The following is a 15328-nucleotide window of genomic DNA, read 5'->3' on the forward strand; positions in this document are numbered from 1 at the left end:
GCGAACATCACTGCCCTGCGTTCGCGTCGCCGAGCAGCAACTCCAGTTCGCGCGCGGTCTCCTTGAGCGCCGGGACCACGCGTTGTCTGATCGAGTCGATGTCGCGGCCGACATCGACCGCTCCGCAACTGAGCGCCATATCCGTCGGCGGGCGTCCTAACGCGACCGGCAACGCTATGCCGAACGCATGGCGTTGATAGGCACCCACCGCCATGCATACGCCGTTCGCGTCCAGATCGCGGAAAGCGGCTTCGATGGACTTCCGGAGTTCGCCGGCCTTCGGACCGGCCGCAGCCGCCAGTTGATCGACATAGCGATTCCGCGACGTTTCAGGCTGTTTCCAGAGCCAGGCCCGGCCAATCGCCGTCAGACCCATCGGTAGCAGCGATCCCACGCCGAGTTGCAGCGTCGAAACGCCTGCGGTGTATCGGTATGCGATGTACAGCATGTCGAGGTGATCGGGCACGGCGAGCGCCACCGAAACGTCGAGTCGATCGGCGAGTTGCTGCATGAGCGGTTCGGCCACCCTAGTAATGGGATTGGTCGAAAGATACGCGTGCCCGACGCCGAACACGCCGGGCGCGAGCTCGAACTGGCGGCCGCCCGCGACTCGACGAACGAATCCCACATGAATCAGCGTCGAGATCAGCCGCGACACCGCCGAGCGGGACATGCCGGTTCGCTTCGCCAGTTCGCCGTTCGTGAGCGGCGCGCGATCGGCATGAAAGGCGCGCAGCAATTGCAGACCGCGATCGAGCGTCAAGGTTACGGGCGGGTCAGCGGGCATGTCGGTTCCGTAATGGTGATGGCGTCGATGGAACTCAAGCGCGTTGCAACGCGTGCGCTTGCAACACTTGCGCGGTAGCCACGAGCCGTGGTCCGAGTTCCAGTTCGATGCGGGTCTGGGCCATGCGCGCCGTGCGTCCGACACAACCGAGAACCCACGGCGGCCGGTCAGGCATGAGAACCGGTGCGGCGACACAGGCCAGCTCCGGCTCCCATTCGCCGTGCAGCGTGCCGAATCCCAACTCGCGCACCTCCGCGATCTTGTCCGCCATCCGGCGTCTGATCGAAGCAGGCAGGGTGATTCCGGTTCTCCGTTCGATTTCTTCCTTCAGATAGGCGCGTTCTTCTTCCGGAAGAATGGCGAGCAGTGTCCAACCCATCAACGAATAGGCCATTTGCATGCGCATGCCGGGAAAAAGCCGCAGATCGAGGACCACGCGTTTGCCCACTTGCGTTTCCAGGATGAAGACGTCGAGCCGGTCGCGTGCGCCGAGCAGGAGATAGGTATCGGTTGCGTCGGCGAATTTGGCCATTTCCCTGCGCGCGAGACGCAGCATGTCGGGATCGACGATCGCCGCATACCCGAGCGCAAGCGAAGCGGGCGCGAGCGCGTACTTCCGGCTTTCGTCGTCGTGACGCAGATAGCCGAGCGCGACCAGCGAGCGCAGCAGACGCAACGTCGTCGGGGCGGGAAGGCCGGTCGCAAGCGCTATCTCGCGGTTGCCGAGCCATGCCTTGTCGGGACCGAATGCCGACAATATCGACAGGCCGCGCGCGAGCGGTGTCACGAGGACATCGCTTGCTTCTCGTTCCACGCCAGACGGCCGTGGCCAGGCGGTATCGACGCCGTGCGGACCATTGCGCGAGCGCGCGCTCGCGTGCGGTGGCAGGGACCTCGGGGATGACATGCGTGTCTCCATGCTGCGGCATTATTTTTTTCAATCCTACTCTGTTCGTTGCGCGCAGCAATTCCAAAGTACGGTAGACGGTCGCCGCCGCGATTGCTGCGATCCCGCCTCCGGTCATCCAATAGAAGAACTGAAAAGCGGCATTAATCAGGAGACGAAGGTCATGACTCAAGTGAAAAACGACGCGGAAATTCTCGACGCGGTGATCGTCGGCGCGGGATTTGGCGGGCTGTATGCGGTCAAGCGCCTGACCGACGCGGGATTCGCCGTGCAGGCATTCGAAGCGGGCGATGGCGTGGGCGGCACGTGGTATTGGAATCGTTATCCCGGCGCACGCGTCGATCTGGAGTGCTGGGATTATTCATACTCTTTCTCGCCCGAATTGCAGGACGAATGGGACTGGCCCGAGCGATACCCGACCTCGTCGGAACTGATGAAGTATCTCAATCACGTCGCCGATCGGTTCGAATTGAGAAAGCACATCCGCTTCAACACGAGAGTCGACAAGGCCGTGTTCGATGAACGCGAGAACCTCTGGGTCGTGACGACCTCGGATGGCAAAGTCACGCGGGCGCGCTTCTTCGTCCCGGCGACCGGCGTGCTCTCGGTGCCCAAGCCGCCCGAGATTGCGGGACTGGATTCGTTCAAAGGCGAGAGCTATCACACGGGGCGATGGCCCCACCATGAAGTCGATTTCAGCAACCAGCGCGTCGGCGTGATCGGCACAGGTTCGTCGGGCATTCAGGTGATTCAGGCGCTGGCCGGAAAGTGCAGGCATCTGAGCGTATTCCAGCGCACGGCGGTGTATGTGGTGCCGGCGAAGAATCATCCGCTGACGCCGGAGATGCGGGCCCGCGTGCGCGCGACCTACACCGAGCGGCGAGCGGTCAGCCGCCTCACGCGCTTCGGCATTGCCGTGCCGTTTCCGGTCGAGTCGGCGCCCGACGCGACGCCCGAAGAGCGCAGCCGCAAGTACGAGAACGCCTGGGAGAACAGTCAGTTGCTGGGCTTTCGCATGTGCTACGGCGACATTCTTTCTAACGAAGCGGCCAATGAAACGGTCGCCGAATTCATCCGCGGCAAGATTCGCGACACGGTGAAAAAGCCGGACGTCGCCGAGAAACTGTTGCCGCGCGGCTTTCCGTTCGGCACGAAACGCCCCTGCCTCGGCGATACGTACTACAGCGTGTACAACCGCGACGACGTGACGTTGATCGACCTGAAGCAGACGCCGATCGAACGCGTGGTGCCCGAAGGCATCGTGACGAGCGAGGGTTTGCACGAACTCGATGTGCTGATCTACGCGACCGGCTACGACGCGCTCACCGGAGCGCTGACGCATATCGACGTGCGCGGCGTGAACGGCCGCAAGCTCACGGACAAATGGGCGAGCGGCGCGAAAACCTATATCGGTCTGATGACGAGCGGCTTTCCCAACCTGTTTACGGTGACCGGCCCGGGCAGCCCCGGACCGCTCGCTAATATGTCGATGAGCATCGAGCAACACATCGACTGGATTGCCGCTTGCATGACGTATCTGCGAGACCACTCGATCGAGCGGATCGACGCGGTTCCGCAGGCCGAGGAGGACTGGATGCAGCATGTGCAGGACGTCGTCTCCAACACGCTGTATCTCAAGGCGAACTCGTGGTACATCGGTGCGAACGTGCCGGGCAAGCCGCATGTGTTCCTGCCGTATCTGGGCGGACACGGCACCTATCGGCGCAAGTGCGACGAGATCGCGGCAGCCGGTTATCCCGGTTTCGTGCTTTCGGGCGCGCCGCCCCGTGATGCGGCGCAGGCGAGCAGTGCCGAAGCCACCCATGTCGCCGAGGCAGGCTTGATAGGCGGCGCGGTATGAACGGTGAGGAAATGCAATATGCCGCTCGATCCTGAAGTCGCGGTCATTCTGAAGGCGCTCGAATCCGCGCCGCCGATGGAGAGTCTGTCCGTCGCGGCGTTGCGCGCGAGCCTCGCCTATCCGCCGCTCGAGCGGCGCACGGCGGTCGGCGAAGTGATCGACCTTGACGTGGCGCTGCCGGGACGCACGCTCGCTGCCCGGCTATATCGTCCTGCAGAACGGCACAGCGAAGGCTTGACGGTGTTCTTTCATGGCGGCGGATTCGTTATCGGGAACCTCGAGACGCACGATCACGTTTGTCGCGATCTATGCGCGGGGAGTGGCGCCGCCGTGATCGCGCTGGACTACCGTCTGGCGCCCGAGCACCCGTTCCCGGCCGCCGTCGATGACTGCCTGGATGCCGTGAGGTGGATCGCGCATCACGCCGATGCGCTGTCGTTCGACGCGGCCCGCATGATCGTCGCGGGCGATAGCGCCGGGGGCAATCTCGCCGCCGTCACGGCCTTGCGCATTCGCGACGAGGGCGGCCCGCCACTGCGCGGGCAGGTGCTGGTGTATCCGGTGACCGGCTATCACACGCCGCCCACGCGTTCTTATATCGATAACCAATCCGGCTACTCGCTCACGCGCGCCGCGATGATCCGCTTCTGGCGAGACTATCTGGCGGACGAGCGCGATTCGGCTCATGCCCATGCCTGTCCGTTGCTCGCGTCTTCGCTGAGCGGCTTGCCGCCTGCGCTCGTGGTCACCGCGGAGTTCGACCCGCTGCGCGACGAGGGCGAAGCGTACGCGCACCGCCTGCTCGACGCCGGCGTGCCGGTCACAATGTGGCGCTATGAAGGGCTTATTCATGGCTTTTTTCGCATGGGCCTGGCCTGTGCCAAAGCGAGGGAAGCGCTGCTGCGCTCCGCGCAATGGATTCGCTCGACGATGAACGCCTGAACGATCGATCAACAACGAATCGAGGTTTGAATGAAACTCGCAGAAGACGTCGGTTTTCTTGGGCTGGGCCAGATGGGCGGCCCGATGGCCGAGCGCCTGCTCGGACAGGGCTTCCGGCTGCATGTTCACGACCCGTCGCCAGCGGCGCTCGCGCCTTTCGCGGCGGCTCACGCTGTGGTGCACGATTCGCCCCGCGCCGTGGCCGATGCGGCGAGCATCGTGTTCGCATGTCTGCCCGGCAGACAGGTGTCGCTCGCGGTCGGTCTCGGGCCCGATGGCGTCGTGCACGGCTCCGCGATTCGCTTGTACGTGGAAATGTCGACCATCGGTCAGGACACGATCGCGCAGATTGGCGCAGGGCTGGCTGCGAAGGGTATCGATATTGTGGATGCGCCGATCTCGGGCGGTGCGCCCGCCGCGCGCGCCGGTACGCTCGCCATGCTGGCGTCCGGCGCTCCGCGACTCATCGAGCAGGTGTCGCCACTACTCGCCCTTATCGGCCGCGAGGTGTTCGTGATGGGGGAACGCCCGGGCATGGCGCAGATTATGAAGATCGTCAACAACATGATCATGGCGACCAACATGGTGGTCTGTTCCGAAGGACTCGCCATGGGCGCGAAGGCCGGACTCGATCCCGACATGATGATGCGGCTGCTCGATGCAGGCACGGGTCAGAGCTTCGCGTGCTCGAAGATACTGACGCGCGCTGTCGCCGGAACGTATGACTACGGTGCGGCGCTGTCCATCATCGAAAAGGACATGGCGCTTGCACTGGCCGAAGCGAATCTCATGGATATGGCCGTGCCGACCATCGGGCGAGCGCGGGACGTCTGGCACGCGGCATACGAAGCGGGGCAAGGCGGAGAGGATTTCACATCCATTCTTCGGTATATCGCGGAAAAGAACGGCTCCTCCGTGAGGAGCGACCGTTCCTGAAGCGATAGTCGCACCGGCACGCGTGATGGGCAGGACCGCGAACATCCACTCAGCGAGCCATCGCCGCCAGAGCAGTCACGAAAGCAGCGCTTTCAGAGTACGGATCGGATCTTCAGGTTGCATTGACGGTCTATTTTGCGGCCCATTTAATGGGCCGACAGTTCGATAGCGGATCACCTGGCATCGAGTCGTCGGCCGTGTTCAAACACAGTCCGACGATCAACGATATCAATGTTAAGGAACCCGTAATAACTGTAAATAAACTCAAAACAATCATGGAGACAGACGATGAAGAAGACGATTGCGCTCTGCGCGGTGGCAGGGTTCGTAACCGGTTCTGCGCATGCGCAGAGCAGCGTGCGCCTGTACGGCATTCTGGATGAAGGCGTGAATTACAACAGCAACGCAGGCGGGAGCCATCAATATGCGATGGCAAGCGGCGTGCTGAATGGCAGCCGCTGGGGACTGCGCGGACAGGAAGATCTCGGCGGCGGACTCAATGCGATCTTCGTGCTCGAAAACGGCTTCGACATCAACACAGGAAAGCTGGGTCAGGGCGGCCTCGGCTTCGGGCGACAAGCGTATGTCGGCTTGTCGAGTCCATACGGCACCATCACGCTCGGGCGTCAGTACGATTCCGTCGTCGATAACCTCGGCATTCTGGAAGTCGGCGATCAATGGGGCGGCTATATGGCCGCGCATCCTGCCGACAACGATAACTTCAACAATACGAATCGCACCAACAACGCAATCAAGTACACCAGCCCGACTTTCTATGGCGTGACGGCCGGCGGCGTGTATTCGCTGGGCGGTGTGCCGGGAAGCGTGGGGCGCAATCAGATCTGGTCGGTCGGTGCGAACTATTCGCAAGGTCCGCTTTACGCGGGCGTCGCTTATCTCAACGTGCGCAACCCGAATACATCGTTCTATGGCGCGGGCGGCACGGTCGCGGCGACGGTGGGCGGCGTGCCGGGCTCCAACTTCGGTTCGTCGCCAGTGATCTCGGGGTATGCGTCGGCACGCGAGCTGCAGGTGATCGGCACCGGCGCGGCCTATACGTTCGGCGCGTTCACGCTCGGCGCCACGTACTCGAACACGCAGTTCCGGAATCTCGGCGATACGTCCTCGGGGCCCGTACCCGTCGGCGGCATCAGCGGGACGGCGAAGCTCAACAACTTCGAAGTGAACGCGAAGTATCAGATCACGCCGGCGCTGCTGGTGGGCGCCGCGTATTTGTACACCCACAACGACGGCGCGGATGGCAAGGGCAGCGCGCATTACAACCAGGGCGCGGTCGGCGTGGACTATTTCCTCTCGAAGCGCACGGACGTCTATTTCGTGGGTACGTATCAGCACGCGAGCGGAACGGATTCGACCGGCAGGGATGCGGTCGCGTCCATCAACCAGTTGACGGCATCGACGACCAATCACCAGACCGCGTTGCGCATTGCGCTCCGCCATAAGTTTTGAGCGCCGGACAAAGAAGACGCGATGGCACAACGCGTGAACGGCAGTGGAAACGTTCCGTAGTCTGAATCGATGCAGGACGGCGCCTGGCACTCCACCGGCCAGGCGTTTCCCGCCGCTGCGCGATCCCACGTAGCCGATTCCCAGTCGATCATTTTCGAAGTACGGATCACTTTGCGCGGCCTGATTGACCGGCGCGCACCGCGCTCGTCAAATGAGCGCACCGGAACGAAACCCGGAACTAAACCATCAGGAGACACAAATGAAGCGCACCGCGATCGAACGCGCGATCTTGCTTTGGCTCGCTGCACTGAGCGCGACGCCCGCCGCCTTCGCGGATACGCCGAATGTCATCAAGCTGGGACTTTCCGTGCCGCTCTCGGGCTCCGGCGCGAACTGGGGCAAGGGCAGCGAATGGCTGTGCAAACAGGCCGCCGACGAAATCCGCCAGGCCGGCGGCGTGAAGATATCGAACAAGGTCTACAACTACGAATGCGTCGCGTACGACAACAAGTACAACGCGGCGGACGGCGCGAAGGTCGCGCAGACCTTGCTGAACCGCGACGGCGTGAAGTACATCGGCGGCAGTCTCGGCACCGCGCCCGCGCGCGCATTGCAGTCGCTCACGGAACGCTCGGGCGTCTTGTTGTTCACGACTGCGTGGGGCGCGAGCATCAAGGGTCCGAAGTTTCCGCTGACCTTCACGCAGATGAACACGCCGATCGAGATCGCGCCGCCACTGGTCCGCTACGTGAAGCAGACCAATCCGAAGATTCAGACCGTCGCCTTGCTCAATCCCAACGACGCCACTGGTCAGGAAACCGAGAAGATCGCGCGCAAGGCGTGGGAAGCGGTGGGCGTGAAGGTCATCGCAAGCGACTGGTACGAGCGCGGCACGACGGAATTCCAGCCCGTCGCGGCCAAGGTCGCGGGGCTCAAGCCGGACGTCGTCGATCTGTGTTCGAGTCCGCCCGCCGATGGCGGCCTCGTGTTCAAGGAACTGGATGCGCTGGGCTGGAAGGGCGTGAAGGTGGTGGAAGTCGGCACCGGCGCGGACGGCCTGCTTGCGACGGGCGGCGGCGCGGCAAACAGCGCGTATCTCGGCGCGGCGATGACCTTCGACGGACCGGGCGCAACGCCGCGTCAGCGCGAGCTGAACCAAGGCGCGCGCGCGGTGACGGGCGAGTCGTTGAACGCCATTCAGATCGGCTTCTACGACTCCGTGAAGGCGCTCAAGGCCGCGATGGAAAAAGCGCAGAGCACCGATCCGGCCGCGGTGGCAAACGCCTTGCCGACCGTCACCTTCGATTCGTTCTACGGACGCGCCGCGTTTGGCGAGAAAGCCGTTTATGGCAGCGCACAGCAGATTCTCGTACCGGTCATCGTCACGCAGATTCAGGGGCAAAAGCTCGTCGAACTGGCGCGCATCAGTCCGGACGAGTTGAAGCAACGCACGGGTCAGTGAGGTCGGCGCGAACATCATGCAGACACTCTTCCAACTCTTGTTGACCGCGTTGCAGATCGGCTCGGTATACGTGCTGTTCGCACTTGGGTTGACGCTGATCTTCGGCGTGCTGCGCATCGTGAACTTCGCGCATGGGCAGTTCTTCACGTTGTCCGCGCTGATCGTGTCGGTCGCCATTCCGTGGCTCGTCGCGCGCGGCGTGCCGGTGCAACTCGCGTATCTCGGCGGCTTCGCGGCGGGCGTCGTGCTTGCGTCGGGACTTGGCGCGATCGTGTTCCGCTTTGCGTTTCGACGCTTTCAGCGCGATCTCGCCGGCTCGTTCATCTTGTCTGCGGGTTTCGTGCTGCTGTTCGAAGGCATCTTCCGCGAAGTCTTCGGCGGCGCGGTGCGCTCGGTGCCGCCGCTCGTGAGCGGCAATGTCGAGCTATTCGGCGCGACGCTCGCGGCACAGCGGCTGATTCTCTGCGGCGTCGCCGTGGCGCTGGCCGGCGCGCTCCTGTGGTCGCTCAACGCGACGCGCATGGGCCGCGCGATGCGCGCCGTATCGATCGATCACGAAGCGGCGATGCTCCAGGGCATTCCCTATAACGCGATCGCGTTTCGCGGCTTCGTGGTCGCGACGGCGCTCGGCGCGATCGCGGGCGCGCTGATCGCGCCGGTGTCGATCGTGTCGCCGGAATTCGGCGAGAGCTATCTGGTGAAGGGCTTTATCGCCGTGGTGATCGGCGGACTCGGATCGGTGCCCGGCGCGATTCTGGGCAGCGTGTTTATCGCCCTGATCGAAAGTTTCGGCGGCTTCTACTTCGATCCGTCGAGCGCGAATCTTGCGATTTTCGTGCTCGTCATGCTGGTGCTTTTGGTGCGTCCCAAAGGAGTACTCGGTCATGCCTGACAAGTCTTTCTCGCGTAGCGCGCTCGCCGTGCTGGCGATCAGCGCCGCGAGCCTGTTCGCTGGCAACGGCTATGCGGCCACGCTCGTCGTGTGGTGCGCCATTGCTGCGCTGAATGCGTCGAGCCTGCGCTTCGTGCTGCTGATGGGCGAGTTGAACTTCGCCACGGCGGCGTTCTTCGGCATCGGCGCTTATGCTGCGGGCGTCTGCACGAGCTTGTGGGATATGCCTTTCGTGGCGGCCTTGCTGCTGGGCGGCGCGCTTGCCTGCGCGATCGGCGCGGTGTTCGGCTTCATCACGCTGCGCACGAAAGGGCCGTATTTTCTGCTGATCGGCTTCGCATTCTCCGAGGTGATGCGGATCGTCTACACGCGCTCGGACTGGCTCGGCGGCAACTCGGGGATGGTCGGCATTTTCCCGCCCGCTGCGTTTGGTACCGGCTTTCCGGCCTTCGTCGTGCTGATCTGCGGCGTGTTGCTGCTCGCGCTGTTCGCAATCGAAACGTCGCAGTTCGGCAAGCTGTTGATTGCCGTGCGCGACAACGAGAACGTCGTGCGTTCGGTCGGCATTCGCGTGCATCTCGTGAAAATCGCGTGCTTCTGCATTTCGTGCTTCGTGACGGGCATCGCGGGTTCGCTGCATGCGTTCGCCAACAACGTCATCAGCCCGCCCGACTTCGGCTTTCTGCTCTCGACGCTGGCGCTCGCGTATTTGAAGGTCGGCGGCGAGCATCATCCGCTCGGGCCGGTCGCGGGCGCGGTGCTGCTCGTGCTGCTCGGGAGCGTGACGCTCAGCTTCGGCGCGAGCGAGCATATCTTCTACGGCGCGGCCATCGTGCTGGCGATGCTGCTGCTTCCCGGCGGCATCATGGGACTCGTGGATGGGCGCATCGCGCGGATCAGGTCGCGCCGCGCGGCGCTGATGCGTTCGAACGGAGGCACATGATGCAGACATCTATAGCCCGGCCGCTGCTCGAAGCGCGGGATATCGCGCGGCGTTTCGGCGGATTGCTTGCGGTCAGCGATCTTAGCTTCGAGATTCGCGAGCGCGAAGTGCTGGGCCTGATCGGACCAAACGGCGCGGGCAAAAGCACGACCTTCAATCTGATCAGCGGCTTCATCACGCCGACGCGCGGCACGCTTTCGATCGATGGCGAGAATGTCACGGGTGCATCGCCGGAACGCATCAGCAAGAAAGGGCTCGTGCGCACGTTCCAGCACGGCAGCCTGATGCGCAGCATGAGCGTGGCGGACAACATTCTGATCGGCACGATAGGGTCGGTGCCGCGCGCCGGGCGTGCGGAGCGCGTGCTCGAGACCGCGCGTCTGCTCGGGCTTCAGGGCAAGCTCGCCGATATCGCCGGGACCTTGCCGCACGGTCTGCAAAGGCTCGTGAGCATTGCGATTGCGTTCGCGGCGCGACCGCGCATCCTGTGTCTCGACGAACCGCTCACGGGGCTGAACCAGACCGAAGTCGCCGCGACGCTCGACGTGTTCGAGCGCATCCGCGATGAGTACGGCAGTTCGGTGCTGCTCGTTGAGCACAACATGAAAGCGGTGATGCAGGTCTGCGACCGCATCGTCGTGCTGCATCACGGACGCATGCTGGCGACGGGCACGCCGCAGGATATTCGCCGCGATCCACGCGTGATCGAAGCCTATCTCGGAGCCGAACATGCGCATTGAAAAGAGCAAGGACGATATCGTGCTGGACGTCTCCGGCGTGTCGATCAACTACGGCGCGGTGCCCGCGGTGCGCGGCGCGAGTTTTCAGGTGCGCGGCGGACAGATCGTGACGCTGATCGGCGCGAACGGCGCAGGCAAGTCAACGCTGATGAAGTACGCGGCGGGACTCGTCACGGCGCAGGCAGGCAGCGTGAAGCTGAACGGACGGGCGCTGGACGCGGCATCGGCGGATACGAGAGTTCGGCACGGACTGTGTCTGGTGCCGGAAGGACGACGCCTGTTCGGCAGCATGACGGTGCGCGAGAACCTGGAGCTGGGCGCGTATTGCCGCAACGATGCGCGGGCGATCAGCGTCGATCTGGAGCGTTGTCTCGATTACTTTCCCGATCTGGTTGCGAAGCTCGGCGCGCCCGCCGGCACGCTGAGCGGCGGCCAGCAGCAGATGGTGGCGGTCGCGCGTGCGCTGATGGCAGCACCCCGAGTGCTGCTGCTCGATGAGCCGACTATCGGACTCGCGCCTGCGGTGGTCGAGAAGATCGCGCGGGTGATTCATGTGATTCGGGATACGGGCGTTGACGTGTTGCTGGTCGAGCAGAACGCGGAGGTGGCGCTGCGTATCGCGGATTATGCGTATGTGCTGGAAGGTGGCGCGGTTGTGCAGCATGGCGACGCGCGGGCGCTCGCTGGCGATGAGCGGGTGCAGCGGGCTTATCTTGGGATGTAGGGGCGGGCGGATTGAGTGGATCGTGATTGCTGATTCCGTGGAGGTGGCGATACGCGATGATTGACAACGTGCAATCAAGGCATTGCCCAGCATGCATGTTTGCAGCCAAGAGACGGGCATCGGCATCTATAGGGCGCCGGCGTCAATGTCCGCTGACGCGCCGCTCGCAAAAACACCGAAGCCTTCGACGTGTCGATTCATATCGAAACGACGTTGCGCCCAACGTGGCTCAACATTGAGCGTGCGCGGTGTCAGCCAGATCTGAAATAACTGCGCTGGCTCGTTTTCCATATTGCGCTCGGCATGTCGAATGCCGTTGCCAGCGCTCATCACCTGCACATTGCCCGCTTCGATGCGGCCTGTGTTGCCGAAGCTGTCTTCGTGCGTGATGGCACCGGACCACACGAAGGTGACGATCTCGACGTTCTCGTGCGCGTGCATGCCAAAGCCCGACTGCGGCGCGAACGTGTCGTCGTTCCAGATGTAGAGCGGGCCTAACGGTGCATGTTCGGGCTGACCGATTCCCCGAAGCGTAAATGCAACCTCGCCGGAAGCCATTCGCGCTCTATGCGACCAAGCGTTTCGAACGGGCGATGTTGGATCATCTCGATCTCCATGTGCCGAGTGCGGCAGCGCATCCCTGGCGCTGCCACCCCGAGCAGCCGGCTCAGACTTGAGCCTGCCCGCCATCGACGAACAACTCGGCGCCGTTCACGAAGCTCGCGTCGTCGGATGCCAGAAAGAGCGCTGCGGCAGCGATTTCGTTCGGGTCGCCGACACGGCCCATCGGAATGCGTGACGCAAGGTAATCCAGCAGACCTTGCTGCTGCGTGGCGTCCGGTCCTGCGAGTTCGACCAAGCCAGGCGTCTTCGTCGCACCGGGGCTGATCGTGTTGACGCGGATGCCGCGGTCCTTCAGATCGAGAATCCAGCTACGTGCAAAGTTGCGAATAGCGGCCTTCGAGGCGGAATAGACGCTGAAGGCCGCAGTTCCTTCGATGGTCGTCGTCGACCCGGCAAGAATCACCGATGCGCCTCGCGACAGCAGCGGCAATGCCTTCTGGACCGTGAACAGCGTGCCCTTCACGTTGCGATCGAAGGTGTCGTGATAGTGCGCTTCGGTGATTTCGCCCAGCGGCACCATCGAGCCGCCGCCAGCATTGGCGAACAGCACATCGAGGCGACCTTTCTCGCCGCGAATTTGTTCATACAGTGCGTCGAGCTGGTCGAGTTTCGACGAGTCGACACGTACACCCGTCGCATTGCCGACTTCCAGGACGGCTGCATCGAGTTCAGCCTGACGGCGGCCGGTGATGTACACGTGCGCGCCTTCCGCCGAAAAGCGCTTGGCCGTTGCAAGGCCAATGCCGCTGGTGGCGCCGGTGACGAGAGCGATCTTCCCTTCGAGCCTACGTGCCATGGTGTTTCTCCTTGAGTTCGTTTCGTTAAGTGGTGAAGCAATGTGAGAAGAATATCGACGCACCGACCTTTTCGAAATAGAATCGTCTGCAAACCATCGTTGCAAAAATGAAATGACGAAATTTCCGGATTTCGAAGGACTGGCGATGTTCGCGAAAGTCGCCGAAGAGGGATCGTTCGCCGCGGCAGCGCGTGCGATGGGTGTGTCGGTCGCCACGGTCTCGCGCGGCGTGGCAAGGCTCGAAGAGCGGCTCGGTGCGAGGCTCTTCAATCGCACCTCGCGCCAGCTTGCCCTCACGGAATTTGGCGGAACGATTGCGGAGAAAGCCGGGCACATCTACCGGCAGGCAGAGGAGGCGGAAAGCGCCGCGCGAGAGATGTCGGTCCAGCCGCGCGGCCTCGTACGTCTGGCCGTGCCGATGTCGTTTGGCCTGCGCTGGGTCGCGCCGCTCTTGCCGGGCTTCTTCGAAGCCTATCCCGAGGTGTCGATCGACCTGCATCTATCAGATGCCACTGTCGACATCGTCGCGCAGGGTTTCGATGCGGCGCTAAGAATCGCGGCGTTGCCGGATTCATCGCTCGTGGCGAAGCGCCTGTGTCCAGTCTCTCAACTGCTTGTCGCATCACCAAAGTATCTCGAGCGACACGGCCGTCCGACGCATCCCCGCGATCTCGTCGACAGGCCGTGTTTGTCTTACGCGTACCGAGCGCGCAGCGATGTCTGGCGTTTCGTCAACGATGCAGGCGAGGAGGAGCCGGTCACGCCCGTCGGTCCGCTCCGGGTGACGAATTCCGATGCGCTGTTGCCCACGCTACTGGAAGGGCTTGCGATTGCGGAGTTGCCCGAGTTCATCGCTGGTGAATACCTGGCAGACGGGCGGCTGGAGACGATTTTGAAGGACTGGCATCTGACAAAGGGCGGTCTCTACTTTGTGACGCCGTCGGCGCGCGCGCGTCCAGCCAAAGTCGCGGCGCTCTCGGACTATTTCGCACAGCATCTCTCTGAACCGGTGTGGCTCGGTGTGAGGTGAAGTCGGTCGGGGTCGTTCGAATGACTTTGTGGTCTCTTATATTGCACCACTGCAACGATGGTTTGCAGAAGCAGCTATTTTGCGTCGGCGTGCGTTTTCGTATGCTTCTCACGTCGGCAACAGCGCTCGGATTACCGTGAACAACGCAGCGCTGGGCTATGAAGACAAACATCGTGTTCAAGACAGCCGGACATTGCCACCAACAACTTCAGAAAGGAAATGACCATGCCGTACATCACCACGAACGACAACGTTGAGATCTTCTACAAGGACTGGGGCCCGAAAGACGCGCAGCCCATTGTCTTTCACCATGGCTGGCCGTTGTCGTCCGACGACTGGGATGCACAAATGCTGTTCTTCGTCCAGAAGGGCTATCGCGTCATTGCGCACGACCGGCGCGGTCACGGCCGTTCATCGCAGGTGTCCGATGGTCATGACATGGACCACTACGCCGCTGATGCATTCGCCGTGGCCGAAGCGCTCGACCTTCGCAATGCGGTGCACATCGGCCACTCGACGGGCGGCGGCGAAGTCGCGCGCTATGTAGCTAAACACGGCCAGCCGGCGGGTCGCGTGGCGAAAGCGGTGCTCGTGAGCGCCGTGCCGCCGCTCATGGTGAAGACGGATGCGAATCCGGAAGGTTTGCCCATCGAGGTCTTCGATGGTTTTCGCAAGGCACTCGCCGACAACCGTGCGCAGTTCTTTTTAGACGTACCGTCGGGTCCGTTTTATGGCTTTAACCGTCCTGATGCGACGGTCCATCAGGGCGTCATTCAGAACTGGTGGCGACAAGGCATGATGGGTAGTGCAAAGGCCCATTACGAGGGCATCAGGGCCTTTTCCGAAACGGACCAGACAGAAGATCTTCGCGCCATCACAGTACCCACGCTCGTTTTGCACGGCGAGGACGACCAGATCGTGCCAATTGGTGATTCGGCGAAGAAGTCGATCGAGTTACTCAAGAACGGAACGCTGAAGACGTATCCTGGCTATTCGCACGGTATGTTGACCGTCAACGCGGACGTGTTGAACGCTGACCTGCTGGCTTTCGTGCAGGCCTAAGCCGATGCCCGCTTCACAGCATAGGCGTGAAGCGGGTAGCCTTCTGAAGTCGGCCATTTCGCGTCATTCAAGAAACTTGTGAACGGCCATACAAATGTCCGCTCACTAGCAAATCGGCTCGACTCCCCATAGCCGGCCGATGCCTTGGCGCG

The 15328-nt window shown here is 62.6% G+C and carries 15 protein-coding genes; 11 read left to right on the forward strand and 4 right to left on the reverse strand.

All coding sequences use genetic code 11. The features are described from left to right. Positions 1-7: 7 nt before the first annotated feature. Together P7F28_RS13045 and P7F28_RS13050 are read right to left on the reverse strand one after the other, a co-directional pair. Positions 8-787, reverse strand: coding sequence for an IclR family transcriptional regulator (locus P7F28_RS13045; protein WP_277184908.1), 780 nt, complete (start codon positions 785-787; stop codon positions 8-10). A gap of 34 nt (positions 788-821) precedes the next feature. Next, a complete protein-coding gene (locus P7F28_RS13050; protein ID WP_277184909.1) occupies positions 822-1694 on the reverse strand; it encodes an IclR family transcriptional regulator in 873 nt (290 codons plus the stop codon). A 163-nt stretch (positions 1695-1857) separates the two neighbouring features. On the opposite strand from P7F28_RS13050, the gene P7F28_RS13055 reads away from it, so the two are divergent. From P7F28_RS13055 to P7F28_RS13095, 9 genes are all read left to right on the forward strand, one after another. After that, positions 1858-3555 (forward strand): NAD(P)/FAD-dependent oxidoreductase, encoded by a 1698-nt coding sequence (locus P7F28_RS13055; protein WP_277184911.1) that lies wholly within the window; start codon positions 1858-1860, stop codon positions 3553-3555. A gap of 18 nt (positions 3556-3573) precedes the next feature. Then, entirely contained in the window at positions 3574-4497 is a 924-nt protein-coding gene (locus P7F28_RS13060) for an alpha/beta hydrolase (protein WP_277184912.1), read from the forward strand. 30 nt (positions 4498-4527) lie between these two features. Further along, positions 4528-5433, forward strand: coding sequence for an NAD(P)-dependent oxidoreductase (locus tag P7F28_RS13065; protein ID WP_277184913.1), 906 nt, complete (start codon positions 4528-4530; stop codon positions 5431-5433). 288 nt (positions 5434-5721) lie between these two features. Then, on the forward strand, positions 5722-6903 hold the full coding sequence (locus tag P7F28_RS13070; protein ID WP_277184914.1) for a porin: 1182 nt from the start codon (positions 5722-5724) through the stop codon (positions 6901-6903). A 259-nt stretch (positions 6904-7162) separates the two neighbouring features. Then, positions 7163-8365, forward strand: coding sequence for an ABC transporter substrate-binding protein (locus P7F28_RS13075; protein WP_277184915.1), 1203 nt, complete (start codon positions 7163-7165; stop codon positions 8363-8365). 16 nt (positions 8366-8381) lie between these two features. Next, positions 8382-9257, forward strand: a complete 876-nt coding sequence (locus P7F28_RS13080) for a branched-chain amino acid ABC transporter permease (RefSeq protein WP_277184916.1) — start codon at positions 8382-8384, stop codon at positions 9255-9257. After that, positions 9250-10200, forward strand: a complete 951-nt coding sequence (locus P7F28_RS13085; protein WP_277184917.1) for a branched-chain amino acid ABC transporter permease — start codon at positions 9250-9252, stop codon at positions 10198-10200. Before P7F28_RS13080 ends, P7F28_RS13085 begins: the two co-directional genes overlap by 8 nt. Further along, the gene (locus P7F28_RS13090) at positions 10197-10940 is read left to right on the forward strand and encodes an ABC transporter ATP-binding protein (RefSeq protein ID WP_370467310.1); all 744 of its coding nucleotides are present in this window, start codon (positions 10197-10199) and stop codon (positions 10938-10940) included. The genes P7F28_RS13085 and P7F28_RS13090 overlap by 4 nt, the downstream gene beginning before the upstream one ends. Next, positions 10930-11664: an ABC transporter ATP-binding protein gene (locus P7F28_RS13095; RefSeq protein ID WP_277184918.1), complete on the forward strand. Its 735-nt coding sequence runs from the start codon at positions 10930-10932 to the stop codon at positions 11662-11664. The genes P7F28_RS13090 and P7F28_RS13095 overlap by 11 nt, the downstream gene beginning before the upstream one ends. A gap of 126 nt (positions 11665-11790) precedes the next feature. Here the strand turns inward: P7F28_RS13095 and P7F28_RS13100 are convergent, their stop codons facing one another. Together P7F28_RS13100 and P7F28_RS13105 are read right to left on the reverse strand one after the other, a co-directional pair. After that, positions 11791-12222, reverse strand: coding sequence for a pirin family protein (locus P7F28_RS13100; RefSeq protein WP_277184919.1), 432 nt, complete (start codon positions 12220-12222; stop codon positions 11791-11793). A gap of 109 nt (positions 12223-12331) precedes the next feature. Beyond that, positions 12332-13084, reverse strand: a complete 753-nt coding sequence (locus P7F28_RS13105; RefSeq protein ID WP_277184921.1) for an SDR family NAD(P)-dependent oxidoreductase — start codon at positions 13082-13084, stop codon at positions 12332-12334. Between the two features lie 112 nt (positions 13085-13196). On the opposite strand from P7F28_RS13105, the gene P7F28_RS13110 reads away from it, so the two are divergent. After that, positions 13197-14114, forward strand: a complete 918-nt coding sequence (locus P7F28_RS13110; RefSeq protein WP_277184922.1) for a LysR family transcriptional regulator — start codon at positions 13197-13199, stop codon at positions 14112-14114. A 225-nt stretch (positions 14115-14339) separates the two neighbouring features. After that, positions 14340-15176 (forward strand): alpha/beta fold hydrolase, encoded by an 837-nt coding sequence (locus P7F28_RS13115; RefSeq protein ID WP_277184923.1) that lies wholly within the window; start codon positions 14340-14342, stop codon positions 15174-15176. The last annotated feature ends 152 nt before the right edge of the window (positions 15177-15328 follow it).

The sequence above is a fragment of the Caballeronia sp. BR00000012568055 genome (assembly GCF_029439455.1).
Taxonomy (GTDB): Bacteria; Pseudomonadota; Gammaproteobacteria; order Burkholderiales; family Burkholderiaceae; genus Caballeronia.

What these genes read in the sequence shown, in the direction of transcription:
- P7F28_RS13045 (WP_277184908.1), bottom strand. Translation starts at nt 787, where the DNA reads ATGCCCGCTGACCCGCCCGTAACCTTGACGCTCGATCGCGGTCTGCAA.
- P7F28_RS13050 (WP_277184909.1), bottom strand. Translation starts at nt 1,694, where the DNA reads ATGTCATCCCCGAGGTCCCTGCCACCGCACGCGAGCGCGCGCTCGCGC.
- P7F28_RS13055 (WP_277184911.1), top strand. Translation starts at nt 1,858, where the DNA reads ATGACTCAAGTGAAAAACGACGCGGAAATTCTCGACGCGGTGATCGTC.
- P7F28_RS13060 (WP_277184912.1), top strand. Translation starts at nt 3,574, where the DNA reads ATGCCGCTCGATCCTGAAGTCGCGGTCATTCTGAAGGCGCTCGAATCC.
- P7F28_RS13065 (WP_277184913.1), top strand. Translation starts at nt 4,528, where the DNA reads ATGAAACTCGCAGAAGACGTCGGTTTTCTTGGGCTGGGCCAGATGGGC.
- P7F28_RS13070 (WP_277184914.1), top strand. Translation starts at nt 5,722, where the DNA reads ATGAAGAAGACGATTGCGCTCTGCGCGGTGGCAGGGTTCGTAACCGGT.
- P7F28_RS13075 (WP_277184915.1), top strand. Translation starts at nt 7,163, where the DNA reads ATGAAGCGCACCGCGATCGAACGCGCGATCTTGCTTTGGCTCGCTGCA.
- P7F28_RS13080 (WP_277184916.1), top strand. Translation starts at nt 8,382, where the DNA reads ATGCAGACACTCTTCCAACTCTTGTTGACCGCGTTGCAGATCGGCTCG.
- P7F28_RS13085 (WP_277184917.1), top strand. Translation starts at nt 9,250, where the DNA reads ATGCCTGACAAGTCTTTCTCGCGTAGCGCGCTCGCCGTGCTGGCGATC.
- P7F28_RS13090 (WP_370467310.1), top strand. Translation starts at nt 10,197, where the DNA reads ATGATGCAGACATCTATAGCCCGGCCGCTGCTCGAAGCGCGGGATATC.
- P7F28_RS13095 (WP_277184918.1), top strand. Translation starts at nt 10,930, where the DNA reads ATGCGCATTGAAAAGAGCAAGGACGATATCGTGCTGGACGTCTCCGGC.
- P7F28_RS13100 (WP_277184919.1), bottom strand. Translation starts at nt 12,222, where the DNA reads ATGGCTTCCGGCGAGGTTGCATTTACGCTTCGGGGAATCGGTCAGCCC.
- P7F28_RS13105 (WP_277184921.1), bottom strand. Translation starts at nt 13,084, where the DNA reads ATGGCACGTAGGCTCGAAGGGAAGATCGCTCTCGTCACCGGCGCCACC.
- P7F28_RS13110 (WP_277184922.1), top strand. Translation starts at nt 13,197, where the DNA reads ATGACGAAATTTCCGGATTTCGAAGGACTGGCGATGTTCGCGAAAGTC.
- P7F28_RS13115 (WP_277184923.1), top strand. Translation starts at nt 14,340, where the DNA reads ATGCCGTACATCACCACGAACGACAACGTTGAGATCTTCTACAAGGAC.